26 protein-coding genes and 1 pseudogene are annotated in these 26,844 nt (G+C 48.5%); 9 read left to right on the forward strand and 18 right to left on the reverse strand.

The features are described 5' to 3' along the window. Window positions 1-137: 137 nt before the first annotated feature. Both M3661_RS08115 and M3661_RS08120 read left to right on the forward strand, forming a co-directional pair. Complete coding sequence (locus M3661_RS08115) at window positions 138-1,508, forward strand: MFS transporter (protein ID WP_251483520.1); 1,371 nt, start codon at window positions 138-140, stop codon at window positions 1,506-1,508. After that, window positions 1,390-2,478, forward strand: a complete 1,089-nt coding sequence (locus M3661_RS08120; RefSeq protein WP_251483523.1) for a Gfo/Idh/MocA family protein — start codon at window positions 1,390-1,392, stop codon at window positions 2,476-2,478. The genes M3661_RS08115 and M3661_RS08120 overlap by 119 nt, the downstream gene beginning before the upstream one ends. Window positions 2,479-2,625: 147 nt before the next feature. Here the strand turns inward: M3661_RS08120 and M3661_RS08125 are convergent, their stop codons facing one another. The 3 genes from M3661_RS08125 to M3661_RS30210 form a co-directional block, all read right to left on the reverse strand. Then, on the reverse strand, window positions 2,626-3,153 hold the full coding sequence (locus M3661_RS08125; protein ID WP_251483526.1) for a hypothetical protein: 528 nt from the start codon (window positions 3,151-3,153) through the stop codon (window positions 2,626-2,628). A gap of 125 nt (window positions 3,154-3,278) precedes the next feature. Then, on the reverse strand, window positions 3,279-4,193 hold the full coding sequence (locus tag M3661_RS08130; protein WP_251484007.1) for an EamA family transporter: 915 nt from the start codon (window positions 4,191-4,193) through the stop codon (window positions 3,279-3,281). Between the two features lie 203 nt (window positions 4,194-4,396). Next, window positions 4,397-4,531 carry a hypothetical protein gene (locus M3661_RS30210; protein WP_260612273.1) on the reverse strand — a complete coding sequence of 45 codons (135 nt, stop codon included), beginning with the start codon at window positions 4,529-4,531 and terminating at the stop codon, window positions 4,397-4,399. Between the two features lie 19 nt (window positions 4,532-4,550). On the opposite strand from M3661_RS30210, the gene M3661_RS08135 reads away from it, so the two are divergent. Continuing rightward, window positions 4,551-5,222: a 3'-5' exonuclease gene (locus M3661_RS08135; protein ID WP_021254197.1), complete on the forward strand. Its 672-nt coding sequence runs from the start codon at window positions 4,551-4,553 to the stop codon at window positions 5,220-5,222. 86 nt (window positions 5,223-5,308) lie between these two features. Here M3661_RS08135 and M3661_RS08140 read toward each other — a convergent pair whose 3' ends face one another. After that, the gene (locus tag M3661_RS08140) at window positions 5,309-6,133 is read right to left on the reverse strand and encodes an aldo/keto reductase (protein ID WP_142544107.1); all 825 of its coding nucleotides are present in this window, start codon (window positions 6,131-6,133) and stop codon (window positions 5,309-5,311) included. Window positions 6,134-6,506: 373 nt separating this feature from the next. Here M3661_RS08140 and M3661_RS08145 point away from each other — a divergent pair, with 373 nt between their 5' ends. From M3661_RS08145 to cysW, 4 genes are all read left to right on the forward strand, one after another. Beyond that, complete coding sequence (locus M3661_RS08145) at window positions 6,507-6,704, forward strand: YezD family protein (RefSeq protein ID WP_021254199.1); 198 nt, start codon at window positions 6,507-6,509, stop codon at window positions 6,702-6,704. Further along, on the forward strand, window positions 6,701-7,780 hold the full coding sequence (locus M3661_RS08150; protein WP_251483529.1) for a sulfate ABC transporter substrate-binding protein: 1,080 nt from the start codon (window positions 6,701-6,703) through the stop codon (window positions 7,778-7,780). The genes M3661_RS08145 and M3661_RS08150 overlap by 4 nt, the downstream gene beginning before the upstream one ends. 18 nt (window positions 7,781-7,798) lie before the next feature. Next, on the forward strand, window positions 7,799-8,671 hold the full coding sequence (gene cysT / locus M3661_RS08155) for a sulfate ABC transporter permease subunit CysT (protein WP_251483532.1): 873 nt from the start codon (window positions 7,799-7,801) through the stop codon (window positions 8,669-8,671). Window positions 8,672-8,813: 142 nt separating this feature from the next. Next, window positions 8,814-9,659 carry a sulfate ABC transporter permease subunit CysW gene (gene cysW, locus M3661_RS08160; protein ID WP_397376505.1) on the forward strand — a complete coding sequence of 282 codons (846 nt, stop codon included), beginning with the start codon at window positions 8,814-8,816 and terminating at the stop codon, window positions 9,657-9,659. On the opposite strand, the gene M3661_RS08165 is transcribed toward cysW, so the two are convergent. The 10 genes and pseudogenes from M3661_RS08165 to M3661_RS08210 all read right to left on the reverse strand — a co-directional run bounded on the left by M3661_RS08165 (window position 9,563) and on the right by M3661_RS08210 (window position 17,537). Beyond that, complete coding sequence (locus M3661_RS08165) at window positions 9,563-10,834, reverse strand: MGDG synthase family glycosyltransferase (protein ID WP_251483549.1); 1,272 nt, start codon at window positions 10,832-10,834, stop codon at window positions 9,563-9,565. The genes cysW and M3661_RS08165 overlap by 97 nt on opposite strands. Before the next feature lie 171 nt (window positions 10,835-11,005). Continuing rightward, the gene (gene gerQ / locus M3661_RS08170; protein ID WP_251483552.1) at window positions 11,006-11,398 is read right to left on the reverse strand and encodes a spore coat protein GerQ; all 393 of its coding nucleotides are present in this window, start codon (window positions 11,396-11,398) and stop codon (window positions 11,006-11,008) included. Continuing rightward, window positions 11,319-11,666 carry a hypothetical protein gene (locus tag M3661_RS08175; RefSeq protein ID WP_251483555.1) on the reverse strand — a complete coding sequence of 116 codons (348 nt, stop codon included), beginning with the start codon at window positions 11,664-11,666 and terminating at the stop codon, window positions 11,319-11,321. The genes gerQ and M3661_RS08175 overlap by 80 nt, the downstream gene beginning before the upstream one ends. A gap of 143 nt (window positions 11,667-11,809) precedes the next feature. Further along, window positions 11,810-12,031: pseudogene (locus tag M3661_RS08180) on the reverse strand (cell wall hydrolase); the annotation flags it as partial. Window positions 12,032-12,176: 145 nt separating this feature from the next. Next, entirely contained in the window at window positions 12,177-12,815 is a 639-nt protein-coding gene (locus tag M3661_RS08185; RefSeq protein WP_065294376.1) for an FMN-dependent NADH-azoreductase, read from the reverse strand. Between the two features lie 259 nt (window positions 12,816-13,074). Next, on the reverse strand, window positions 13,075-14,304 hold the full coding sequence (locus M3661_RS08190; RefSeq protein ID WP_251484009.1) for an MFS transporter: 1,230 nt from the start codon (window positions 14,302-14,304) through the stop codon (window positions 13,075-13,077). Between the two features lie 5 nt (window positions 14,305-14,309). Then, window positions 14,310-14,789, reverse strand: coding sequence for a MarR family winged helix-turn-helix transcriptional regulator (locus tag M3661_RS08195; protein WP_251483558.1), 480 nt, complete (start codon window positions 14,787-14,789; stop codon window positions 14,310-14,312). A 179-nt stretch (window positions 14,790-14,968) separates the two neighbouring features. Next, a complete protein-coding gene (locus tag M3661_RS08200; protein WP_251483561.1) occupies window positions 14,969-16,273 on the reverse strand; it encodes a hypothetical protein in 1,305 nt (434 codons plus the stop codon). Window positions 16,274-16,409: 136 nt separating this feature from the next. Next, window positions 16,410-16,886, reverse strand: a complete 477-nt coding sequence (locus M3661_RS08205) for a DUF4188 domain-containing protein (RefSeq protein WP_251483583.1) — start codon at window positions 16,884-16,886, stop codon at window positions 16,410-16,412. A gap of 12 nt (window positions 16,887-16,898) precedes the next feature. Continuing rightward, window positions 16,899-17,537 (reverse strand): TetR/AcrR family transcriptional regulator, encoded by a 639-nt coding sequence (locus M3661_RS08210; RefSeq protein ID WP_251483601.1) that lies wholly within the window; start codon window positions 17,535-17,537, stop codon window positions 16,899-16,901. A 121-nt stretch (window positions 17,538-17,658) separates the two neighbouring features. Between M3661_RS08210 and M3661_RS08215 the strand changes: the two genes are divergently transcribed. Further along, entirely contained in the window at window positions 17,659-18,519 is an 861-nt protein-coding gene (locus tag M3661_RS08215; protein WP_251483603.1) for a DUF368 domain-containing protein, read from the forward strand. 146 nt (window positions 18,520-18,665) lie between these two features. Here the strand turns inward: M3661_RS08215 and M3661_RS08220 are convergent, their stop codons facing one another. Further along, window positions 18,666-19,208: a DUF2199 domain-containing protein gene (locus M3661_RS08220; RefSeq protein ID WP_065293383.1), complete on the reverse strand. Its 543-nt coding sequence runs from the start codon at window positions 19,206-19,208 to the stop codon at window positions 18,666-18,668. 321 nt (window positions 19,209-19,529) lie between these two features. After that, on the reverse strand, window positions 19,530-21,425 hold the full coding sequence (locus M3661_RS08225) for a PrkA family serine protein kinase (protein WP_065293384.1): 1,896 nt from the start codon (window positions 21,423-21,425) through the stop codon (window positions 19,530-19,532). Between the two features lie 267 nt (window positions 21,426-21,692). On the opposite strand from M3661_RS08225, the gene M3661_RS08230 reads away from it, so the two are divergent. Further along, window positions 21,693-22,595, forward strand: a complete 903-nt coding sequence (locus M3661_RS08230; RefSeq protein ID WP_251483605.1) for a DUF2161 family putative PD-(D/E)XK-type phosphodiesterase — start codon at window positions 21,693-21,695, stop codon at window positions 22,593-22,595. Between the two features lie 175 nt (window positions 22,596-22,770). Here M3661_RS08230 and M3661_RS08235 read toward each other — a convergent pair whose 3' ends face one another. Beyond that, on the reverse strand, window positions 22,771-23,982 hold the full coding sequence (locus M3661_RS08235; protein ID WP_021252575.1) for an aminotransferase-like domain-containing protein: 1,212 nt from the start codon (window positions 23,980-23,982) through the stop codon (window positions 22,771-22,773). 440 nt (window positions 23,983-24,422) lie between these two features. Beyond that, on the reverse strand, window positions 24,423-26,795 hold the full coding sequence (locus M3661_RS08240; RefSeq protein WP_065293385.1) for a sensor histidine kinase: 2,373 nt from the start codon (window positions 26,793-26,795) through the stop codon (window positions 24,423-24,425). Window positions 26,796-26,844 lie beyond the last annotated feature (49 nt).

Here is a 26,844-nt window from a genome sequence, read left to right on the forward strand (position 1 = left end):
ATTCAAAAAATGATCCATCTATGTGCACCAGTTCGCCAGCAACTTGTATGCGTAGTAGACAACTCAGTTGAATATGAATGATAATAGCGTTACAGCACAGACATTCATCCTTGTAAAATAAAGTGAGGAGGAGGCAGATGCAGCGAAGGCTCGTTATTCCACGATTATCATTCATGATGTTCATGCAGTTTTTCGTATGGGGGGCTTGGTACGCCACTGCGGGGCTTACACTCAGCAAATATGGCTTGTCATCCATTATTGGAACCGCTTACTCCGTTGGAGCGATTGCATCCATTATTGCTCCTTTCTTCCTCGGCATGGTAGTTGACCGCTTCTTCGCCTCTGAGAAAGTGATGGGCCTCCTTCATCTTGCAGGCAGTGCACTTCTCTGGATGGTCGGCAGGCAAGTCGAGGCAGGCAGCGGAACAACGCTGTTGTGGACGCTTTTTCTGTATATGCTGTGTTATATGCCTACACTGGCACTAAGCAACAATGTAGCTTTTCACCATATTGCGGATGCTGCAAAGACATTTCCGATGATTCGTGTGTTCGGCACAATCGGATGGATCGTGGCAGGCGTCCTTATCGGCCAACTGGGCTACTCCGACAGTTCCGTCATCTTCTACATCTCTGCTATTGCATCCCTCTTGCTCGGTATATTCAGCTTCACTCTGCCCAATACGCCCGCTCCCGCCAGAGGAAAGTCTCTCTCTGTTCGCGACCTGCTCTGTCTTGACGCGCTGCAGATGCTTAAGGAGCGAAGCTATTGTGTTTTCATCATCTGCTCGATGCTTATTTGCATCCCACTTGCAGCCTATTATTCGTTTGCGTCTCCCTTCTTAGAGGCTGCTGGGTTCGCCAATGTAGGCAGCGTTATGACGATCGGCCAGATGTCGGAAATCGCTTTTATGCTGCTCATCCCGTTCTTCTTCCGCCGCTTAGGCATCAAAATCATGCTCCTGATCGGCATGATTGCTTGGACACTTCGTTACGTCCTATTCGCCCTCGGTGGGCCTGATCAGATTGGATCACTCATCATCGTAGGCATTGCTCTCCATGGAATCTGTTATGATTTCTTCTTTGTAACCGGATTCATCTATGCCGAGCAGCAAGCAGACAGCCAAGTAAAGGGGCAGGCACAAAGCTTGCTGCTCCTGTTCACGCAGGGAATCGGCATCTACTTCGGCTCACTTATCGCCGGCAGTCTGTTCAACGATACCGTGACAGCTAGCGGAACTGCTGCGCTTGCACAATGGAAGAGCTTCTGGCTGTACCCGGCAGGCGCTGCGCTTGTCGTGGCACTGTTGTTCCTGCTGCTGTTCAAATCGAAACCATCCACACATGCTGTTCACCAGCATGATGCGGCATTTGAAAGGAGAGATAAGCGTAATGAATCGTACGAAAGTAGCCATTTGCGGCGCTGGCTTCGTGGCCGACATTCATATGGAGTCCTTTACCCGATTCGTTCCAGAGGCAGAGGTAGTCGCTGTCTATGCCCGCAATCGTGAGAAAGGAGAAGCATTCGCTGCACGGCATGGAATACCGCAAGTGTATACAGACATGGATGAGCTGTTGGCGCATTCCGGTTGTGAGGTTGTGGACATCTGCCTGCCGAACTTCCTCCATCACCGCGTATGTATAGCAGCTGCGCAAGCGGGCAAGCACGTTATCGTAGAGAAGCCGCTATGCGTTACCTTGGAAGAGGCCGACGAGATGATCGAGACATGCCGCAGCGCAGAAGTGAAGCTCATGTATGCGGAAGAGCTCTGCTTCGCACCGAAGTTCGAGCGGGTACGCAAGCTGATCGAGCTGGGAGCCGTCGGCGATGTGTATATGCTGAAGCAGGCAGAGAAGCATTCTGGTCCGCACAGTGATTGGTTCTATGACATCAAGCAGGCTGGCGGCGGCGTGCTCATGGATCTGGGCTGCCATGCGCTGCAATGGTTCCGCTGGATGATGGGCGGCGCCAAAGTGAAAAGCGTATATGCGACAATGTCTACTGTACTGCATGGCGAGATAACGAAGGGCGAAGATAATGCGGTTACGATCGTAGAGTTCGAGAATGGTGTAACGGCAATCGCGGAGGACAGCTGGGCGAAGCCTGGCGGGATGACAGACAACATAGAAGTATACGGTACGAAGGGAGTAAGCTATGCGGACCTCTTTCAAGGCAACGCTGCTCTGACCTATAGCAAACATGGCTATGATTATGCGATGGAGAAGGCAGGCTCCACCCAAGGGTGGTCGTTCACCATCTATGAAGAAGCATTCAATCAAGGATATCCACAGGAATTGAAGCACTTCATTACCTGTGTCCGGCAAAATCTAGAGCCTTGCGTAACAGGCGAGGACGGGCGGGCCGTACTCGAAATCATCTACGCAGCATATGCCTCCGCCCGATTAGGGCGCAAGATTGAACTGCCATTCCACGCAGCCGTACAGCGGCCCATTGATTTATGGCTGGGTACGGAGAACTAGGTAAGATCGATAAGCATGAATTCCCTTGTGGCAACGAGAAGAAGGCTAGTACTTCCCGATTAGGTACGTACTAGCCTCATTGTTCTTTCTATATAAAGGGGATTATGAATATATGTTCTAATCCAGATACCCAAATACAAGTACATCTTAGGTAAGTGTAATTTCTTTCATTTCGAGTGGCATCGATTGCTCCGCGGCCTCTGCCTTGCCTTGAACGACCTTCTGATGCCGCTTCAATCGATTCCTCCATTCGTTCATCTCCTGATCCGTCAATGTATGGAACGTCTCAACCTTCCTGCTCGTTCCGTCCTTAAGAACGACAACGAACTTGGGGAATACCGGGATGAACAAGATGCCCACTCGTCCTTGCTCGACACGAATATCGACTACATCTGCCCATGCTGCACGGAGTCCATATTCATTCCATATTGTCTCATGATTATAGGTCAGTAGGATATTAGTACCTGCTGTTAAGGCACGCACGGATACGACGAGATTGCTTCCGCAATAAGCGAATCCAATGCATGCAGCCGCTGCGAAGGCAATTCGCAAGCTGAGCGGCAATTTGAAATCGAGCACGGCCAGAACGAAAAGACCCGCCGAGAATAGAATACAAATGAATGCAATGAACAATCGGGCTGCTGCTTTCTGTTTCTGATATACGACATGATGCATAGCGCATTTCTCCCTTTCCCACAGGTTGTTCAGTAGCTTTATTCCCACTTCGACGAGCTGTACCGATTCCCCTTCCTACTCCATTCGACAATATGCCATTATTATTCTAATTATGCACCTGCACGTTATGCACCTGCACGCTCTATCTTCTCTCTCGTGCTCGTTTTCTTTTGATTCACCAGAGTCAGCTGTGGCAGGCAGATGCCTGCTAAGATCAGCATAATTCCTGCCCACTGCAACATCGTAACTTGTTCCCGGAGAACGAGGACGGACACCACTACCGCCGCTGGCAGCTCAGCCGCTCCTAGAATCGTGCCTAATCCAGAACCAATCTTCGGGACACCTATTCCGAAGAAAATGACTGGGATAATAATGCCCAGCAGCCCCATAGGTAATCCGAACTTCCACAATCCATCTACCAAGGTGCCATCCATAATGAATGCTGGCGGGAACATGAGGAATACAACAACCATTGCCCCCGTAATCATGGATAAGCTCTTCGTCAAAATAGGCACATCGGTTGCAACACGCCCACTCACAAAAATATATATCGCAAACGATATTGCGGAAATCATTCCGAACACCGCCCCTTTCCAGCTCAATCCGGACAATCCATGATCAGCGAGACCGCCCGCGAAGACAGTACCTACGAGCAGGATGATAACCGAAATGATCTTCATCGGTTCAGGGCGCGTGCGCGTAACAACCGCTTCCAGCAATACACCAATCCACGTAAATTGGAATAGAAATACAACGGCTATGGAGGCTGGCAATTCTCCTACGGCAAGGCCGTACGTAATCGAAGTGCAGCTCACAGACAATCCGCAAGCGAGCAGCACCGCGGCTTGCTTCCAGCGCAGCTTATGTCGTGAGAAGAGTAGTGTCATAACCACAAGCATCAGCCACCCAAAGAAATATTGTCCGCCTACAATCTCTGGTACGGTAAACCCTTCTCCGATCCCGAGCTTCATTATGGAAGACAGAGTTCCATAGCTGCAAGCCCCAAGGAATACAAGCAAAGCATACTGAAGTAATTTCATATTGATGTCAAGCTCCTCTCGCTTATACACGCAAAAAAGCCCCCTGCGTTCTATAGCAGGGGGCGAACGAAACCAAGCGCTGTGGCAATACAAAGCTGTGCGTTCTTCTACCGAACGCGGCCACTCACACGCCTTTGCAAAATTTCGCCTCTCTATTCACAGCTTCCGACACTGTAAATAGAGTTTGGTGCATACCGTTCTATTTATGCCCTTCCATTGTAGTAAGCTTCCTTCACGCTGTCAATGAATAGATTCAATTCGGGCAGCAGCAGAATCCAAGTAGTTCCTCCAACGACCGGCGCAACTTGTGTTACAATATAAGCATCATACGCTGTCAATAAAGATAGGAGCGGCACCATGTTAGCAATTATTTATGATTTGGAAATGACCGTAAAGCGCAAAAAAGGGGCGTTTGCCGAAATCATTGAAATTGGGGCGGTGAAAGTGACGGAGAACGAGGGAACATTCGCCGTTGCTGACACGTTTCAAGCGTTCGTCAAACCGACTCTTTCCCCCAAGTTAACAGATGATACTGTTAATTTTACCGGTATTACACAAGAGGATATTACACATGCCTCCACCCTGCAGGATGTCCTTGATCAATTCATCGCGTGGATTGACACGGATGACTATGCACTATGTTCCTGGGGGCCGGATGATAAATCCCAATTCCTAAAGGAATGCCGCCAGAAGAAGATTCCACTGCACTGGCTTCGCAATCATAACAATTTGCAAAAGCAAGTATCTACTGCCCTGAAACGTGAGCATAATCAGCAGATTGGACTTAAGGCTGCGCTGGAAGCACTGGACGTCCCATTCGTCGGGAATCAGCACCGGGCACTGGATGATGCCTATAACACAGCACTCGTATATATACAGATGCAAGAGCACATTCAGTTGACTCGCAATGAGGTTCAAGAACATCCGAGCTATGAGAGCAATGTTGTATATCGAGATGATACAAGCAATGAGGATCGGGACAATCCATTCGCAGCGCTTGCCAATTGGAATATGGACGAAGACAAATAGAACACGGTTTGTCCCGAGGTGGGGCAAACCGTGTTCTATTTACTTTCCCATTCTATATCAGGGTTGCAACGAACGAATAATTGCGGTTACGTAACTGCGAATTCATCCGGGTTCGGACCAACTCGCTTATCTTCATTAAGTGCATCGATGCTGCTCAGCTCAGTACTGCTCAACTCGAAATCAAATACATTGAAGTTCTCGCGTATGCGCGATGGTGTAATCGACTTCGGAATGACGACATGGCCATGCTGCAAGTGCCAGCGAATAACCACTTGAGCTGGTGTCTTGCCGTGTGCGGCCGCGATCGCAGCGATCTCTTCATTCTGCAAAATATCTCCACCCTGCATCAGCGGGCTCCAAGCTTCCAAATAAATATCATGGCGCTGGCAATATTCACGCAGCTCGTTCTGAGCCAAGCGCGGATGGCATTCCACCTGATTCACAACCGGCTTCACGCTGCATTCCTGCGCCAAACGCTCCAAGTGAGGAATATGGAAGTTGGATACGCCAATCGAACGCACGCGTCCGTCTGCGTAGAGCTTCTCCAATGCTTTGTATGTGTCCACATACAAATCCCGGGAAGGAACTGGCCAATGAATCAAATACAAATCTAGATAGTCGGTCCCCAACTTATGTAAGCTCTCATCGAACGCCTTCAGGGTAGCATCATATCCTTGCTCGGAATTCCATACCTTCGTCGTCAAGAATATATCTTCACGCTTCACACCTGACTCTTTAATTGCTTCGCCAACGCCTGCTTCATTCTGATAAATAGCTGCCGTATCGATTAAGCGATAGCCCGTCTCCAATGCAGTCTTCACTGCATCCTTCACCTGCTGTCCCTCTTCAACGCGCCATACCCCAAGACCTAGCTGCGGCATGCTCAAGCCATTGTTCAACGTAATTTGCATGTTCATTGCCTCCTTCATAAATGTAGCAACAATTTCAGTATAGTCGTAAACGGCAGTCTGGTGCAAACCATCCTGTCCTACCTCATAACAAAGCTATTGTAAACGCGTTTCGGGCAAGCACATTTCACGATTTCCCAGAACTTAATATAACTTTGGAAATAAGTGGGCAGCGGCATTGACTTCCTATCCGGTTGCTGATAACATACTGCCATAACACCAATACCTTAGTTATCTTATAGGAAATATATTGATTAATCAACTATGAACAACGACTCATGACTTCTGTCGACCGGATCACCGGAGACGCATACCTAACTGCATGTTTAGGGGTGTCTTCGGTTTTTTTGCATTCATGTTCAAGGGAGGAATGTATATGAGCAGTCAACCAACGCAAATCGGGTTAGATACCATCCATCCGAAGTGGCTGGAGCGAATCGCAGAACAATTGAAAGGACTCAACTATGGATCACTGACCATCACGATCCATGACGGCCACATTGTACAGCTGGAGCGGACAGAACGCACCCGCTTCGAGCTGGAAGGCGCGAAAGAAAGGAGACAATCCCGATGAAAGTACAACGTCGTTTACCTGTACGTATCATCATCCTGCTTTCTGTGTTGACGCTCGCCTTGATGGCCTCCTGCGGACGCAGCGATTCAGGTTCAGGCAAACAGGGAGAAGCAGAAGGAGCTAAGCCTAATACGGCTTCTGAAGAGACTGTGGAACTACAGAACGTTTCCTACGATCCAACCCGTGAGCTATACGCTGATTTCAACAAGGCATTCGCCGCACACTGGAAAGAAGCGGCCGGACAGAACGTCACCGTGAAGCAATCACATGGCGGCAGCGGCAAGCAAGCACGCGCTGTCATCGACGGCTTGAAGGCCGATGTCGTTACCCTAGCCCTTGCGTACGATATTGATGCTATTCGCAAGGCTGGCTTGATTCAAGAGGGCTGGCAGACACGCTTTGAGCATAACAGTGCCCCTTACTACTCCACGATCGTGTTTCTTGTGCGCAAGGGCAACCCTAAGGGAATCCATGATTGGAACGATCTCATCAAGCCCGGTATTCAAGTCATCACACCGAACCCCAAAACTTCCGGAGGCGCCCGCTGGAATTATCTCGCCGCTTGGGGGTACGCCCTCTCTGAGAACAAACAAGATGAAGAGAAGGCAAAGCAATTCCTCTCCGCCCTCTATGCCAATGTCCCCGTACTCGATTCAGGCGCCCGCGGAGCAACGACCACCTTCGTGGAGCGAGGAATCGGTGATGTGCTCATCTCTTGGGAGAATGAAGCTTTCCTCGCCACAAACGAGCTTGGGCAGGATAAATTCGAAATTGTCGTTCCTAAGCTAAGTATATTGGCGGAACCGCCTGTAGCGGTCGTCGACAAAACGGTGGATAAGCGAGGAACCCGCAAAGTCGCCGAAGCTTACTTATCCTATCTGTATTCAGAGGAAGGACAAGAGATTGCAGCAAAGCATTATTACCGCCCACGCTTAGAAGCCGTTGCGGCCAAACATAAGGCACAGTTCCCCGAACTTAAGCTGCTCACCATTCAGGATGACTTCGGCGGATGGGAAGCCGCGCATCAGAAGCACTTCGCTGATGGAGCATTATTTGATCAAATTTATAAAAAGTAGAAGGGAGCACGGGATATCATGACCACACAATCCGCTCACCTTGACCGATCTCCCATCAAGCCGAGGAAAGCATCGTATTCGGTGCTTCCCGGCTTCCGTTTCACACTAGGCTATACGCTGATTTATATGTCTCTCCTCGTACTCATACCGCTGTCAGCCATCGTCTTGAAGTCATCTGAATTAACCTGGGGCGAGTTTTGGAGCACGGTGCTGGATGACCGTGTCATCGCAGCGTATCGGATCAGCTTTATCGTCTCTTGTGCCGCGGGACTCCTCAATGTCTGTTTTGGACTGATTGTCGCTTGGGTGCTTGTCCGTTATTCATTTCCAGGAAAGCGATGGATAGACGGCTTGATTGATCTGCCATTCGCACTCCCTACTGCTGTCGCAGGCATTGCTCTGACCTCCATCTATGCGGAGAACGGCTGGATTGGACAGCTGTTGTATCCGCTTGGCATACAGAGCGCCTATTCACAGGTTGGCATCATGATCGCGCTGACCTTTATTGGCTTCCCCTTCGTGGTGCGAACCGTTCAGCCAATCTTAGAGCAATGGAGCACGGAAGTTGAGGAAGCAGCGGCAACCTTGGGTGCCAAGCGTTGGGCGGTATTCTCCAGAATCATCTTCCCCGAACTCATACCCCCGCTGCTGACAGGCTTTGCGCTTGCCTTTGCACGCGGAATTGGCGAATATGGTTCCGTTGTATTTATTTCCGGCAATATGCCATATAAGACTGAGATTGCACCATTGCTTATTATGACTAAGCTGGAGCAATATGAATATGCCGCAGCCACGGCTATTGCATTTGTATTGCTTGTTATATCTTTTGTCCTGCTGTTTATCATCAATTTCATTCAATGGAGAATGGGCAGACGCGTTATGCACCATTAGAACCAATGAAGGATGAAACTGCACTCCGATTCACTCCATCAACAATACTTGAAAACGCGAAAACAAGGAGATCACCTGTATGACCGATACCTCATTGCTTACGGAACAACCTAAATTCACCCCTCATACTAGGCGCAAATCACTGGGAGGCGGACTTCCGCCATCAGCGCCGCAATCTCGCGCATGTACAACGGAATCCCCCTATGTCCGATACCTGCTTATTGCCGCTGCTCTTGGCTTTATTGCGCTCGTCATTCTGCTCCCGCTTGCGGCCGTGTTCGTGCAAGCATTCAAGCGCGGAGCTGATGTCTATCTGGCAGCACTTGTTGACCCAGATGCCTTAGCAGCGATCCGGCTCACGCTTGTCACTGCAGCAATCGCCGTGCCTTTAAATGCAATTTTCGGCATTGCAGCAGCCTGGTGTATCACCAAATTTTCATTTCGCGGCAAGCAATGGCTCATTACTATGATGGATCTCCCCTTCTCAATCTCGCCTGTCATTGCAGGCTTTTTATTTATTTTAATTTTTGGCTCAAATGGATGGTTTGGAGAATGGCTGGACAATCAAAATATTCGAATCGTCTTTGCTCTTCCAGGCATTGTATTAGCTACGTTATTTGTCACCTTCCCCTTCGTTGCCAGGGAGCTCATTCCGCTCATGCAGACGCAAGGAATACAGGAGGAGGAGGCAGCGGCCACCTTGGGAGCAAGCGGGTGGCGAATGTTCTGGCGTGTGACGCTGCCAAATATCAAGTGGGGACTGTTATACGGCATAATCATTTGCAATGCGAGGGCAATGGGGGAATTCGGGGCGGTATCCGTCGTATCTGGGCATATACGAGGCGAGACGAACACAATGCCGCTCCATATTGAGATTTTATACAATGAATATCAATTCTCGGCAGCATTCGCTGTCTCTTCACTGCTCGTATGTGTAGCATTGTTAACCATTGCAGCCAAGCACTGGCTGGCGCGCAAGGGGGATTGAGCTGGATAGGTTTCGCTTGTCATCGCGTCCAGAATATCTATTGCGATCCGTTGCGCAGCATACGGACGCGCCAGACTCACCATGCTTCGCTTCATGGATTCAAGCAGGGCTGGCTGATTGTACGCCTCGCAGAGTCTCATCGCCAGCTCAACGTCCTGCCGCACGACAACAGCTGCACCATGCCTTGCGAAATACCGAGCATTTTCCCGCTCTTGACCAGGTTGCGGGCGCGCAATAAATAGAGGCACCTGCATAGCAAGCGCTTCCGTTAGGGTTACCCCTCCCGCCTTCGTAACCATTGCATTAGCGCATAACATCAGTTCATGAATAGAGGACACATAGCCGAATACATGTACATTGCTCGACAAACGGAACTTCTCCTTGAGTTCTATCTCCCAGCGTTCATTTCTGCCGCATACAATAACAACCTGGTGATTCGAGATTCGTTCCAATAGGCGAAGAAATCGATTGGATATTGCCTGCGCTCCAAGCCCACCCGACATCACTAACGTAGTTCGAAGCCCTGAATGTAATCCATATTTATGGAATAGTGCTTCCACATGCTCTTCATTCTGCATGGAGGACTGCATCGTGTGCTGCTGAGGGTACAAGTCAAATTGATCACGGATTGGAATGCCGCTTACATGCACTAGATCTGGAGCGATACCGGCTCTCATCATCTGTTCGGCTAAATCGACAGTTGCAACATAGTAGTGATCTGTGGTGGACAATATCCAGCGATGATGGAGATCGTAATCGGTGATGACCGTAAATGTGGGAATCGCTTTGTTCATCTGCCGGACAACAGATGAGACGTCGAAATAGGGAAATGTACTAATAATGCCGTCAGGCCGATGCTCCAGCAGTAGCTGCTTCAGCTTGCCCTTGCCTAGTGTGAACCCTGTGCGCACAAGTGGATGTGTACGTTCAATTCGGCGCGTTGAATAGTAGCTCCAGCCATAATAGTGAATCCCGTATTGCGACATCGTCTGGCTTTGCATAAATATAAACCGAAACATCGCATCCATCATCGGATGCGCCTCAGCCATCAAATCCACAACAATAACCTGCATGCCAAGCCGCTCCATGTGTCCTTTGAGCGCCTGCGTTACCATCCAATGCCCTTCCCCGAAACGGGACGTTAAGATCATAATCTTGTAAGCAGCTTTATGCATTCTTTATTTTCCCTCCTTTCCCTGAGATTATTTTATCTTTCTCTCCCTTCCCACGGATTATAACGTTGGTTCCTCATCAGAGGTTTAACGGAAGTTGGATGTTTTGTGAATATAAGCAAAGAGCCGCCCTAACCTCTCGGAGAGGCGGCGGCTTGCTGGCGGATAGCCTAATTACTGTTCTTCAGAAGATTCTTCAGGCTGACGGAATGGATATTCATAATTAAGCGGCTCATCGAATGTCGCATAGTCGAAGTTAACCATCAACAGCATGATGCGTTGACCCGTTCTCGGATCGCTGATAATGATATGATCACGACCAGCAGCCTCAATTTTACCGCGGAATATCTTCGCATTCCATTCCGAGTTGTTCTCATATGTCATATAAAACGTACCGATCTTGCCAAGATTCAAGCGCAAAATGTTCTCGATAAAGGATTGTTCTTGCGGGAGCCCCGTCAGAACCGTGCCGGAAGGCGTAATCACATTACCGCTGGCGACCGAAGGAGGCATTGTAACTGCCTGCTGCGTTGCAACCGGCTGCTGCATAGCCATTGGCTGCTGCATCGGCATGTTCTGCATTGGCATGCTCTGCATCGGCATGCTCTGCATCGACATGTTCTGCATTGGCATGCTCTGCATCGGCATGCTCTGCATCGACATGTTCTGCATTGGCATGCTCTGCATCGACATGTTCTGCATTGGCATGCTCTGCATTGGCATGCTCTGCATTGGCATGCTCTGCATCGACATGTTCTGCATCGGCATGCTCTGCATCGATTGCTGGGCCGGATATGGTGTCGGAGTTGGACTGATTGGGGCTTTTGATCCGCAACAAGATCCGCCTTTTGACGTGCTCATTGGAGAAATCGAACTATTACCGGATTGGTTCGGAGTTGGATAACCATAACTCATGTAATTCATGCTACACTCTCTCCTTTACAGTCTCATCTGGACTGATTTTTTAATGAAGCCTCGTTACCCCGAGTACACTGCTGGACAGTCGTCCCCAGTTGGGGAAAAGAAATAATGCGCTCGATACCGACCAGAATTTTGTTGATTGAACAACGTATCTGGGCACTCTCCCGCCGGCCTAAAGAACCACAGTGCATAGGAAGCAGGCCAGGTGCGCTCGCCATTGATTGCGCGTTGAGCTAGACGAATATCAGCGTCACGAGCCCATTGATAGAAGTAGCCCTTCAGTGCCTGTTACCTCCCTCCCCCTTTCATTCGTTACCATCATATGTGCGAGTGCCTAATTGGTGACAAATGAAAAAAAGCCGGCTCCAATAGGAACCGGCTCATGATCAGGTGCGAACACTCATGTTTGATTGATATAACTAACTTATTTTACAGTTGCCAGAAAGTTCTTAGCGCTTTGCTCAGCACGTTGCTTCGCGGAAGCAAGAATTTCTTCTGCGCGGTCAGGCGTTGCAGCCATGCCTTCCACGACGATATTCTCGTAATCGCTAATGCCGATGAAGCCCATAATCGCTTGCAGGTAAGAGTCTGCGAAGCGAAGACCTGCTGTTGGACCTTCGGAGTAAATACCGCCACGCGCTTCGATATGAACCACTTTCTTGCCTCCGAGCAAGCCTTGTGGACCTTCAGCAGTGTACTTGAATGTACGGCCGGCAATAACTACGTTATCGATATAAGCTTTAAGAAGCGGCGGGTAGCTCAAGTTCCACATTGGTGTCACGAATACCACAACGTCTGCTGCAATAAATTGCTCCAAAATTTCATTCATGCGGCCGAGTGTGCTTGTTTGCTCTGCAGACAATGCTTCACCAGCGCCAGCTTTACCCCAAGCATCTAATACGGTACCGTCGATCAATGGAATGTTCTCTTCATACAGATTTACGCGCTCGATTTGTACATCCGCATCAGCTTGAAGCGCAGTCAAGTAGTGCTCACCAAGACGAAGAGCGAAGGACATTTCAGTTGGTTTAGGATTTGAATTAATAACAAGTACTTTTTTCATCATGTTCACCTCATAAATAAATTTTGTATAACGTTATTGCCTTACATTCAGTTCTGACAAGATAGCTCATAGCTAGCGACAAATTATTGATGTTGACTCAAAATTGTACGCTTATTTAATGTCATTGACTTACTTTATGTAAGTATAATAAATGTTATAGCTTACTTTTGTCAAGTAAATGAGTTAAATTTATTTTTTAACTTATATTTTGCATACATAACAAAGACAACCCATTGTTCTATTCTTTCCATTCCAGCATCTAAGTGGCAGAAACAGTTGCTTCATCACGTCCACTCATCCGAGAAGCTCTCGCTCGAAGAAGAGCAAATGCATAAATGAGCAGCAACAATACCGCAGACAAAGAGGATACGAGGTACGTATTGCTATAAGTAGTGACTGATGCTACTGCACCGAGCAGCAACGAACCAAGAGCCACACCCAAGTCAATTGAATTGTAGAACATGCCTGTTGCTGCGGCATGCTGGTCAGCAGGTACACGCTGCACAGCCCATGCCTGAAATGCAGGCTGCAGACTGCCATATCCAAGCCCGTACATAGCAGCGGCAAGACACAGCATCCCTGTCGATGCGCTGTAGGCCAGTACCACCAGCGAAACTGCCAACATTATTCCTCCTGCAGGGACAACCGCGAGATGTCCCTTGCTGTCATACAGCTTGCCAGCGAATGTACGGACAACCAATATGGATATCGCATTACATAAGAAGAATAGGCTAACATTCGCGATCCCTCTCTCCTGACCGAACATGGTAATGAAGGACAGGATACCTCCGTACGTGATGGTGACAAGAAAATTAAGCGTACACGGCAGCAATGCCCGCCGATCAATCCATGAGCCTTGCGGCCGAATGGTTGCTTGACTCGCAGGAGCTTTGGCACTGCGCAATAGGGGCAGCATTGGAAAAATAATAATGATAAGGACAAACGTCGTTCCAATTAAGTACTCATATCCGTAGCTTTGCAGCAGCCACAAACCAATAATCGGAGCTATTGCCATGGATAAGCTATTGGACAAGCCGTAATAACCCATTCCTTCCCCCATGCGTCGAGGAGGAATAATTCGCGTTGCCAATGTCCCTAGGGCTGTGCTCGTAATGCCAAATCCCGCGCCGTAAATCATGCGCACAAGCATGAATAAGGCCAAGGATGGTACAAATGCATAAGCGCCCGTCGACAAGGCATATATGAGCAAACCAGCAATCAAAATGCTCATCGCTCGGAACCGATCAAAAAATCTTCCCGCAAATAGTCGGGTCACAATAGCCGACAAAGCGAACAAACTGACGACAAAGCTCACGGTCATGTTGTCTGCTTGATAGGCATCCTTCACATAAGCTGGCAGCGCGGGCGTTATCATCAACAGATTCAGTGATACGAGAAAATTCGAGCCAGCTAACACTACAAATGGCTTCGTCCACAATGGCTGCTTTTCTTCAAGAATCTCATCGTTATTTCTATAGTCCACATTCATGTCTTTCACTTGTTCGCACCGCTTCCCTGACTCGCCGCTGCCAACCGTTCCTTCTCAGCTGCAGCAGAATTATCTTGAATCCGCTGCAGTTGTTGCAGCAGATGCTGCTCCTCGTCGCTTGAGAATCCCGCCATAACTTGAGCGATATATTCCTGCTCAATGGGAATCAACTGATCCACAATAGAGCCCCCGGCAGCAGTTACCGCCAACCGATATGCGCGCCGATCCTGTTCGCAGGTTCTGCGCTCTACCCACCCCTTGCGCAGCAAGTGCTGCACAATCCGTGTCAAGGTTGGCTGATCTTTCCCGCATCGCTCAGCCAATCCCTTTTGATTAATGCCTTCCTCTTCAACAAGACGGAACAGCACTCCCCACTGCTCAATCGTCATATCATAAGGCCGGAATCTCGCCCCTAACTCCGCAGCTACCTTACGGTGTGTCTGACCGAGCATGTAACCTACCCGTCGTTCCAAATGCAGTACCATTTTGTGTAATACCTCCTAATATTTCATCTGCATAAATCAGAAATAGTTGTTGTAACAACTATTAACTTGTCATAACAACTATTATAACAATAAGCGCACTAATGTAAATAGTTATATATTAGTTGGCAGATCAGATCAAAAAAGACGGTTCTGTAATCCGAACCGTCTTTGTTCTTATATTATGAGGTGTAGGACTGGTCTGACACGCTTTGTACAATGCTTGACGACCCCATACCACCTGTTGATGCATAGCCTTCGGTCTGTTGAGTGGAAGCTGTAATGCTATTCACTTGACCTGTCGGCTGGAAGCTGTTCGGCACTACATTTTGATGCGCTCCATGCGTTTGTGCCGTAATGCTGTTCACTTGGCCTGTTGGCTGGAAGCTGTTCGGCACTACATTTTGATGCGCTCCATGCGTTTGTGCTGTAATGCTGTTCACTTGGCCTGTCGGCTGGAAGCTGTTCGGCACTACATTTTGATGCGCTCCATGCGTTTGTGCCGTAATGCTGTTCACTTGGCCTGTCGGCTGGAAGCTGTTCGGAACTACATTTTGGTGCGCTCCATGCGTTTGTGCTGTAATGCTCTGCACTTGGCCTGTTGGCTGGAAACTGTTCGGCACTACGTTTTGATGCGCTCCATGCGTTTGCGCCGTAATGCTTTGTACTTGGCCTGTCGGCTGGAAGCTATTCGGCACTACATTTTGATGCGCCCCATGCGTTTGCGCTGTAATGCTCTGCACTTGGCCTGTTGGCTGGAAGCTGTTCGGCACTACATTTTGATGCGCTCCATGCGTTTGCGCCGTAATGCTTTGTACTTGGCCTGTTGGCTGGAAGCTGTTCGGCACTACATTTTGATGCGCTCCATGCGTTTGTGCCGTAATGCTCTGCACTTGGCCTGTCGGCTGGAAGCTGTTCGGCACTACATTTTGATGCGCTCCATGCGTTTGTGCCGTAATGCTCTGCACTTGGCCTGTCGGCTGGAAGCTGTTCGGCACTACATTTTGATGCGCTCCATGCGTCTGCGCTGTAATGCTTTGCACTTGGCCTGTCGGCTGGAAGCTGTTCGGCACTACATTTTGATGCGCTCCATGCGTCTGCGCTGTAATGCTTTGCACTTGGCCTGTCGGCTGGAAGCTGTTCGGTACTACATTTTGATGTGCACCGTGTGTCTGTGAAGTGATGCTGCCTACATACCCGCTCGATTGAAAGTTGTTCGGTACTACCTGTTGTTCAGACTGTTGCGAAGTATAGCTATGTACGTATCCTGACGGTTGAGGAGATGCACCTCTTGTCACATCAACGTTTAACGCTCCATAGCTTCCAGCACCCAAGTTGCTGCTCAAACCATAGCCAGAAGAGATTCCCGTTCCATAGCTGGCACTATTGCTTGTATAAGATACCGGATTGGACGTTCCTTCATTCACCTGCTGCACCAAATCCCGAAATTGTTGTTGACCTGGCTGGTGCAAGTACTCATTCGACATATGCCTATTCCTCCTATGCGATCGCATCTTATCCGTATGCCGCACTTATATTCACGGCGCACGATGTTAGTATGGATGAACAAGAGGAACAATTATGCATTTTACAGAAAAATTGAAGCAGCCGATGAAATAAACGTCATCCACCTACTTTAGACTGGTTCAAACGCTGACGGGCACTATGATAGGAGGCATCTGCAGGAATGAGCTGTCCGGCCTTGCCTAGTCCGAATGCAGGCATATGGTTATAGACCGCTTCATACTGGCCAGGTTCAATCCGATACGTCTCATGGTAAACGCCAACCTCACCAGCCTTGCCGGTCTGATGGAACTTACGCCATGTTTCCTTATGGAACCCGTTTTTGGCATACCGCTCCAAGTCATCGAAGGAGCGCCAGTACTGCACCAGCATCGGACCATTTCGCCCAATAAAATATTCGGCATGCAGAAATCCATGCTCCTTGTCTTGATACAGCTCCTTCATCATACGCGGCATGGCCCGTGCAACTGGCAGCCATTTGCGTACCGCAAGCCAACGATTCACTCTCATCCCGATAATAAAGACAACGAATGAGCCTTCCATCTTGGCCGCAAAGCGCCCCATATGGATCCCCATCTCTATCCCTCCCTATTTTGCTAGCACTTCTAAATGCTCCATATAACAGGCCATAATATCATCTCCGCGCATCATAAGATGGGCCGTTAAATAGGCTCCATAAAAAATCGTAAACAGCATTTCCGTCATTTGTCCGACACTATAACGTTCTGTGGCTTCTCCTTTGGCGATCGCCTCTTCAGCAATACGCCGCATGAGCACATAAAGATTTGGATCAATTTCGCGAGCCCGCTCCTCTTTCCCAGGGAAAAGCAGATGAATCTCAGCATCCGTCAACATCGGCATAAGTGGATGCATCTTCTCTTCTGCAAGCAGTCCCACAAGACGCAGCATGATGCCCGGCCGAGCATGGTCATCCTCAACAATGCAGGCGAATAAATGCTTGGCAGCATCCCAGCCCCGCAGCCCCTGTTCGTCGATTTCTAGCCAGCGCTTCGTCAACCACACGCACATGTAATAGACAAGCACATCTTCCTTTTTCGGGAAGCACTTAAAAAAGGTCACCTTCGACACTTCCACTTGCGCACATATATCTTCCACTTTCATCTCACGAAAGGATTGCTTCACACTCATGTCCAAGCAAGCTTCGTAAAGTGCTATTTTTGTCTTTGCCTTCTTCCGCTCTCTCAGCGGGATATTCAACATCCCCATTTCTATTTCCAATCCTTTCTTGCCGGCAATGCATTAAATATACCTGAGTAATTAAATTAACTCAAGTAAACTTTTGTTGTCGAGTGTAAATTCCCCTTCGTTTGGACTCTGTGCCCTTTTTATGTACAATGGAGTGGAAAGTAACTATAGAAAAGGAGATAGATACGTGTTTGAATGGAAAAATATTATTCGCGGGATTCTGATTGGGGCAAGTGACCTGATTCCCGGAGTAAGTGGGGGTACAATTGCTGTTGTACTCAGATTCTATGAGAAACTGATCGCTTCAATCAGCGGGTTCTTCAGCCGGGAGTGGAAGAAGCATCTAGGCTTCCTCATCCCGCTAGGCATCGGTGTCGGTTCAGCGATTTTGCTGCTTAGTAAAGTAATGAAGTGGCTATTGGCCGAGCATCCGCAGCCAACCTTTTTCTTCTTCCTTGGACTTATTGTTGGTATATTGCCATTTTTGTGGAGAGAAGCAGATGGATCGCGCAACTTCAAGCCTGTCCACTATATTCTGCTGCTGATTGGAGCCGCTGCCGTAGCGTGCACAGCATTTTTCAAACCAGACGATCATAACTCGATTATTGAGCTCACAGCATCCTCAGGGGTATTTTTATTTTTCGCTGGATGGCTCGGAAGCATGGCAATGATTCTGCCTGGCGTAAGCGGTTCATTCGTATTACTCCTGCTCGGCGCTTATCCGACCGCAATTCACGCCTTGTCAACACTGAACTTGCCGCTCATTGCCATTATTGGCGCCGGGGTAATCGTCGGATTCATTGTTAGCACGAAGTTCATCCGCTTCTTGCTTGCCAAGTTCCCATCAATCATGTATGCCATCATTATCGGCATGGTCGTTGGCTCTCTGGCCGTTGTTTATCCAGGACTGAACGGCTCAATCGGTACACTTGCCATTAGCATCCTAATGATGATTCTCGGATTTGCTGCCGCCTATGGATTAGGGAAGCAGCAGCCGCAATGATAAAAGCTTCGACTACAACATGATTGCTTATACGACAGCAAGGCACCTCATCTTATTATCAGAAGATAAGGTGCCTTGCTGTATGAATGCACGATATGATGTTCAAATGTTGTAGGTAAGGTGCCAAAATTATACGTGCTGTGCCTCTAACGGGCATCTGACAGCTGGTGATATTGATTATGCAGCGGACGCAGCTCAAGCCAGCGTTGGAAGGATAGACCTTCCTGCTGCTCCTCATAGAGCGGATGCTCCGCCTCGCCAAGATGCGCCTCTGGCAGCTTCGATGAGCCCTGGAATGTCAATTGCACAGGCAATGTCAATGTATCCGGGTAGCCTGGAATTGCAGATGATAGGCGTCCCTTCACGTGGCGCACCTTGCTGGATGCCGAATGCCGCACATGTTCAGGATTAATTTGAACCCATACATCCCAGCTCACTTGCCCTCTGCCATTGCGGAACGGTACTGTCAATCTGCTGTGTATATAGTAATATTCATCGTCCATGATGCATTCATCCGGTGTCAGTTGACACCGTTCTTCACGTTCCCACGGCTCAATCTCCGTTACATAGAATGGTGCTGAACAATCCGTGTACACACTCGCCACAGGAGCATCGCTTGGCTTCCTTAATCGTGTGCGATGCCTCCGGCGTTTTCCTAGCAATTCTGCTCTACTTTCTCTCTCTTCCATATCTCTCCACTCCCTCTACTTATTTTTTACGCAAAAATAGGGAAAATGAAAGAGGGAAATTGTGAACATTTCTCAACAAAATTCTACAAAGTACAACAAAAATGTTGTCTGTTCGTGTCGAATGATAAAAAATTGCGCCTTTATTCGATATTTCTTCTCTCTGTTTCAGCGGTAAATCAGATAGAAGTTGCAGATAGAATATACGTGAAAGTCAATCGCATCCTAATGACAGCTCGTGGTCATGAATCTTCCCATAAAAAAACCTGCATGCGGCAGCTGCAGGTGGAAATGTAAAATATGATCCGTCGTTCCATCTTTATATTAACGATTAAGCAAGCTCCCTACATAGCGAAGCAATTCATTGGCGCAAACTGGGCAATACCCATGTTCCTCCATCAGTCTGGCTGAGACCTCATTAATGCGTTTCAACTGCGTTTCATCTGGCGTTTTCGTGGACGTCGTAATCTTGACGATATCCTTCAAGTCAGAGAACAGCTTCTTCTCTACCGCCTCACGCAATCGGTCGTGGCTGTTGTAATCGAATTTGCGTCCCTTGCGAGAATACGAAGACAGCCGAATGAGGATCTCTTCCCGGAACGCCTTCTTCGCATTTTCCGACACGCCGATTTGTTCCTCAATTGAGCGCATAAGCCGCTCATCTGGATCCAGCTCCTCATCCGTAAGCGGATCGCGTATCTTCTTCCAATTGCAAAATGCCTCAATATTGTCTAGATAATTCTCGAACAAGGTCTTCGCAGATTCTTCGAACGAGTAGACAAATGCCTTCTGCACTTCCTTCTTCGCAAGGCTGTCGTACTCTTTGCGAGCAATCGAGATATAGTTGAGATATCGTTCCCGTTCCTCCTTCGTAATCGAAGCATGCTGATCCAAGCCGTCCTTCAAGGCACGCAGTACATCTAATGCGTTAATGCATTGAAGATTCTGCTTTATAAGCGCACTTGATATCCGGTTAATAACATATCGAGGATCTACGCCTGACATCCCTTCCTCGGAAAATTCACTTTGCATTTCCTTCAGATCATTGTCCTTATAGCCTTCCACCTCTTCACCGTCGTACATCCGCATCTTCTTCACTAAATCCATGCCCTGCTTCTTGCTCTCCTTCAATCGGGTCAAGATGGAGAATATGGCAGCTGCCTTGAGCGCATGCGGCGCAATATGAACATGACCCATATCGCTCTGACTGATCAGCTTCGAATAGATGCGCTCTTCCTGCGACACCTTCAAGTTATACGGGATCGGCATGACAATCATACGGGATTGAAGCGCCTCATTCTTCTTGTTCGCGATGAAGCCTTTGTACTCCGCCTCATTGGTGTGAGCGATGATGAGCTCATCGGCCGAGATCAGCGCAAATCGTCCAGCCTTGAAATTCCCCTCCTGTGTGAGCGACAGCAGATTCCACAGGAACTTCTCATCGCACTTCAGCATCTCCTGGAATTCCATCAAGCCGCGGTTCGCCTTGTTCAGTTCCCCATCGAACCGATACGCGCGCGGATCAGACTCCGAACCAAACTCCGTTATCGTAGAGAAGTCAATGCTTCCCGTTAAGTCCGCAATATCCTGCGACTTCGGATCCGATGGACTGAATGTCCCGATCCCAATCCGATTTTCCTCCGATACAAGCACTCGTTCCACCAGCACCTGCTCGATGTCGTTGTCATATTCCGTCTTCAATCGCAGTTGGCATGACGGGCAGAGATTTCCCTCAATGCGAACACCCAGCTCGCGCTCAACCTCAGGCCGAAGTTCATTCGGTATCAGGTGCAGCGGTTCTTCATGCATAGGGCAGCCCTTGATTGCATATATAGCTCCCCGCTCGGTTCGGGAGAACTGCTCCATGCCCCGCTTCAGCATCGTGACCAGGGTTGATTTCCCTCCGCTCACAGGCCCCATCAATAGCAATATCCGCTTCCGCACATCAAGCCGCTTCGCAGCAGAGTGGAAATATTCTTCCACCAGCTTCTCAATGGCACGGTCAAGACCGAATATTTCCTTATCGAAAAACTTATATCTGGTCTGCCCGTTAACCTCTTCCACACCATACGACGCAATCATCTCATACACGCGCGCATGTGCCGTCATCGCCGGAGCGGGGTCACGACGCAGCAACTCGACATATTGTTTAAATGTTCCGGTCCAGGCCAATTGTTCACTTTCGGCACGATGTTCTGAAATCCGTTTGAATATGTCCATCCCTTTAAACCTCCATTGCTCCCGATTTGCAACACAGCCCTCCATCGCCGCTTTGCGTCTGTCTCACTTTAGAGAAAAAATTAGTGTACTACATAACTATGCGGAACAAGCCTGTGAATATCACGAAATTTTCTGCATATATAAGCCCAACCTTTGGTTCGATCATGAGCATGGTATAATGGGACGAAGAGTTATAGGAAAGAGGCCCGGAGAAATCATCACATGATTTGTCCCCCCTTTTTCATCGGGAAAGGAGCAACCGTTCGTATGGGCAAATCAACATCCCCTTCTACTCGAGCCAAAAAAACGAAGCAATCTGCACGCTCACAGAGTGCATCGCCTGTCCGCTCGGATTCAGTCGCAGCAGAGCTGGAGCAACAACAGGAGACGAAGGAGACGAGAGAGAAGCAAGTGGACTCGTCTAGAGTCATTCTTAAAGAAACAGAGCTGTACGCCCCAATTAAGACGTACTTTGAGGCGATTGGATATCATGTTCGTGGTGAGGTGCGCCATTGTGATATGGTTGCTATCCGCCCAGATGCACCGGAAGCAGAGCCGATTATTATCGAATTGAAGTCTTCCTTCAACGTGACGCTGCTCCTTCAGGCGCTTGATCGCTTAAAGCTGTCGTCGACCGTATACGTTGCTGTTGCCAAAAAAAAAGCAACCCGCAGCAGCCACCCGGTTTCCGGACTTCGACAATTATGCGAACGGCTCGGATTAGGCTTTCTGCTCGTCACCTTCTATAAACGCAAGGCGCCATTTGTGGAGGCGATCTGTCATCCACCAGGGTGGGTAGAGCAAGCGGAAAAAGTGGTGTATAATTCAAAACCTGTCAGAACGTCCAAGACTAGAGCCGCAAGACTTGTCCGTGAATTCCATGCGCGCAGCGGCGACTATAACGTAGGCGGCACGACGAAGCAGCCGCTCGTTACAGCCTATCGTGAGAAAGCGCTTCGAGTGGCTAATGTGCTGCAGGAGGGCCCGCTTCGAGCTGCAGTTGTTCGCAGCAGAGCTGCAGTTGGTGATGCGGCCAGCATTTTGCAGAAAAATTACTACGGGTGGTTCGAGCGCCAGAGCCGGGGGATTTATGCATTGACCTCCGAAGGGACAGCGGCTATTGCACAATATGCGAATATTCTTGCGCAGCTGCCAGGATTATCGCCTTAGTCCATTTTCGGATTTTTTACCCTGTCGCGGCAACAGATCGTTAGCCATATATCTCAGACCTGTCCAATGCAATCCATTTCCAACCCCATCCAGTTTCAAAAAAAAGCAAGCAGCCCAGACAGGACTGCTTGCTTCTCATGATCTCTACATTTACGAACGTTTTGCGTACGATTGCTTACACACCAGAGTAACGGCCCAAGAATTCGGAGGCTGCCTCTGTCAGGCGCTCCATTCCGGTACGGATGACACTCGGCTGCGCAAACGAATAGTTAAGACGCATTGTGTTGCGATTTGGTTCACCTGCATAGAAGGACATGCCCGGAACGAATGCTACACCCTTCTCTACAGCAACCTTGAGCAATGCTTGGGCATCCAAGCCTTCAGGAAGCTCTACCCAGAAGAACATGCCGCCTTGAGGCGTATTCCACTTCGCGTCCTTCCACATCTCCTGCTGCAATTCGGAGGCCATCGTCTCCATTCGTTCTTTGTACACGGAAGACAGCTTGCGAATATGTCCATCCAGATCAAATACTTCTGGTAAGAGCATCTCACTAAGGATCAATTGATCCAGAACACTGGAATGGAGATCCGCAGATTGCTTCGCGCGAGCCATCATGCGAATAACCTGCTTATCCGCAACGATCCAGCCTGTGCGCAGTCCTGGGGCAACTGTCTTACTGAACGTGCTCGTATAGGCTACAATTCGCTCCTCTGTTTTCCCTTCCAGGGAAGCGATATTCGGTACCTTGTTATCTGTAAACTTCAAATCTCCGTATGGATCATCCTCAAATATGAGAACTTCATGCTCGCGGCATAGATCCAGCAACGCTTGTCTGCGCTCCAGGCTCCATACTCGTCCTGTCGGATTGCTGAACGTTGGTACTACATATACAAATTTCGGATTATGTTCTTTCAGCTTAGCAGCCAGATCTTCCGGAACCATACCGTTGCTGTCGCTCTCCACCGGAATGATGCGGGCGCTGTAGGAACCAAGCACTTGCAGGCAAGCAAGATAAGTTGGATTCTCCACGAGGACAACATCACCTGGATCCAGCAATGCTCTTGCGTACAAGTCAATCGCTTGCTGAGAGCCTGATGTAACTAGAATCTCATCTGCTTCCGATTCAATGCCGCGATTGGCTTGCATACGAGCAGCCAGTCTCTCACGCAGCACAACGGCACCTTCTGTCAATCCGTATTGCAAGGCTTGCGGGCCTTGACGGAATACACGCTCAGAAGCTTCACGAATCGCATCAATTGGGAACAGTTCGTCTGCCGGTAATCCTCCAGCGAAAGAGATTATCGACTTGCCCTGTGTTAATTTCAAAATATCGCGCACTACCGAGCTCTCTACAGAGCGAACGCGAGCAGAAAAATTATATTGCATAACGGTATCATCCCTTCCTATTTCCAAAAATGATACACCCAACGCTTTATTAATGCAATGGTGAGTATGATTTGCAGTCATCACAATCTTGTCACATGTAAGCGCATCCGGCATCATAAATACATTATATAGAAATTGTGCGCAAAGTTTAAAGCCCCTTCATTGTTGGGTGCAGTACTACTACTATTCTATGTCTTATCGATGGTAACTACTATACCTCAATACATATTAATAATCGTTCAAGGTACAACTAGCTCTCGTGCGGCTTTAGTGAATGAACATGGAGCGATTGTACATCGTTTTCTTCCACATAGACACGATTTATGCAGGGAATCTAACCCGCTATTTTAAAATTCCAAAAAAAGGAGCATCCTGTCACCGAAGCTGGTGATGAGACGCTCCTTTTTCATATGCAGTAATTATGAAACCTCAACTGCACGCTATGCGCTTGGCTCTCCGCCGCGAAGCAGTCCATTCATCATGCGGAATGGAATCGAAATAATAATGCAGACGCCTTCTCCTGGTGAAGCATCCCACGTCATACTGCCATTCAACAGAAGAACACGGGCACGGAGGAGCTTCAGTCCCTTCACCTTCGCACGTTCATTGAACACAGCTGCTGCTTCAAAACCAACTCCATCATCTTCATATAGAATGACAATTTGCCCTTCATCCTTACGTACTTGAAGGTCAATATTTTTGGCATAAGCATGCTGGGCTGAATTATGCAGAAGCTCCTGCACCATACGGAATACATGCAGCTTCATAGCCGGATACAGTGCATCAATCCCAGCTTCCTGATCCACTTGGAAATGAACGCGCTCGCTCCACTCTCCGCATTCTCCTTCAATATATTGCCGAACCGCATTAGCGAAGCCCGCCGTGTGCATAAGCTGCGGATCAAGCCCCAGACAGGTATGCCGCAGTTCCATATTCACGTCTGTCAACTGCTTCTCTACTTGAGCTAGCTGCTCCCGAACAGCGGTCGCTTCCGTGTTTGCGTGAATGGCATCAAGCTGCATGCCAACATCATGCAAGCGCCGCATAACCGTATGCTGCAGCATGTTGGACAGTTTCCCTTTGTCCTTCTCCATAGAGCCGAACATTTTCTCAATCACCCACGGCCCTGTTGTTAAGGATTGCAAGGTTACAGGCTTCCGTTCGGTTTCCCGTTTCAGCCGCTCTACTTGCGTATTCAGCAAATGAATCATCATCACTTTCTTCATGCCGATATTCATATAGCGGATTAACTGACGTATCCATTCTTGTTCCTCCATGTTCAGCTCAGTTCCATCTTCACGATGTGCGACTACCAAATACGCAATGTACACATCATGCCGCTCAACCTCGAACCAATAAGCCGACTCGGAATAGAATTGACCCGAACGAACTCGCCGCTCCACATCTGTTGCATCGAGTCCACCATCAATATAGAGCTCGATATCATTATGCGGGTTTTTGATCACAAGTGCTGCCCCCCGAACCTTCAAGGTCTTGATGAGGGAGTAGAGGATCGCCTTGCTCCATTCCTGCATCGTATCTAGTGCAGTTAATTGAGCCGTAATCAGCTGCAGCGACTCCTTCAGCCGCTGATTGCTCGGATAAATTGCTGTTGTAAGCTTCCGATTGAAGTATGGGAAGCTGTACAGCAGAACGGACAATAAGATAACGATAAAGCCAAAGCTGAATATATGCTGCACGATCGTATGAGATTCAACGAAGATGATCGCATTCAATCCAACAAGGAGTGCCCCCGGAACCATGGCGATAAGAATAAGCGACACGACCCGCTTAATGACAATCTCAAAGTCAGACAATTTATGGAACCGATTCAAATACACGAAGCTTAATGGCAGCAACAGTGTGAACCAGCCTGTCAGCAGCGGCGATACAAGCGGATCCTGACGGAAAATCATTGGAACATAGGTCAATAACAGGATAGGTGTAAATGCAATCCCCATCCATATCCACACATAACGAATGACAGATGCGATATGAGGGGAGCTTAACCGATTGTGATAATAAGTGGATGCGATCCAATAGAAATTGTAGGCCACCCCGCTCACAAAGAGCCAATCAGCAACGATATTGTCAATTTGGTACACGTCGTACACATAATCAGTCATAAGAAGCGTTGTTTTTAACACAAAGTATAAGCCAACGATTCCATAGAACAGGTGAATGCCGCGCCGTGAGTAAGCGATCCCCGCTTTCTCATAGAAAAATTGTGCGATGAAGTGCAGCAGAACGATCGGTATTAAGGCTACGGCGCACCAAATTATAATCTGACCAAGCATATCTCCCCGGAATGTAGCTCCCATGCTCATATAGATGATGACCATTATAAGCAGCAAGCAGGACAGCATTCTCATGGACAAGCTGGAACGTTCCTTCCACCATATGTATCCTGCAAGTACAATGAAGATAAACTCACTCGCAAATGGCAGTACTCCGGAATACGGATGGCGCGGTTCATGCGCCATATCGATAAGCCTGCTATGCCCAGAGTGATCGATAACGAAATATTCCGCTTGTTCAAGCGTGTGCCATCGTCGGACGGTTGGATGTTCACTTGGCGGGCTGCCGTTAATGCTTACAATCCGATCTCCAACCTGCAGCTGCTGTCTTGTCGCGAATGCCTCATTGGAGAATTCAGCGATTGTCCATACCCCCTGCTCTACTTGCACACGGATCCCTAAATAAGGATACCGAATCGTTACAAATACGAACCAACATTGCAAGACGAGCAAAAGCAATAACCCTATTTTTGTAATCGTTTTCAAATTTTTCGATTTTATTTCTATTTTTTCCATTTCTCTTTTTTACCCCTGACAGAAGAATCATTTATCGACAATTTTCATC

It is taken from the genome of Paenibacillus sp. MER 180 (genome assembly GCF_023713665.1).
Taxonomy (GTDB): domain Bacteria; phylum Bacillota; class Bacilli; order Paenibacillales; family Paenibacillaceae; genus Paenibacillus_B; species Paenibacillus_B suaedae.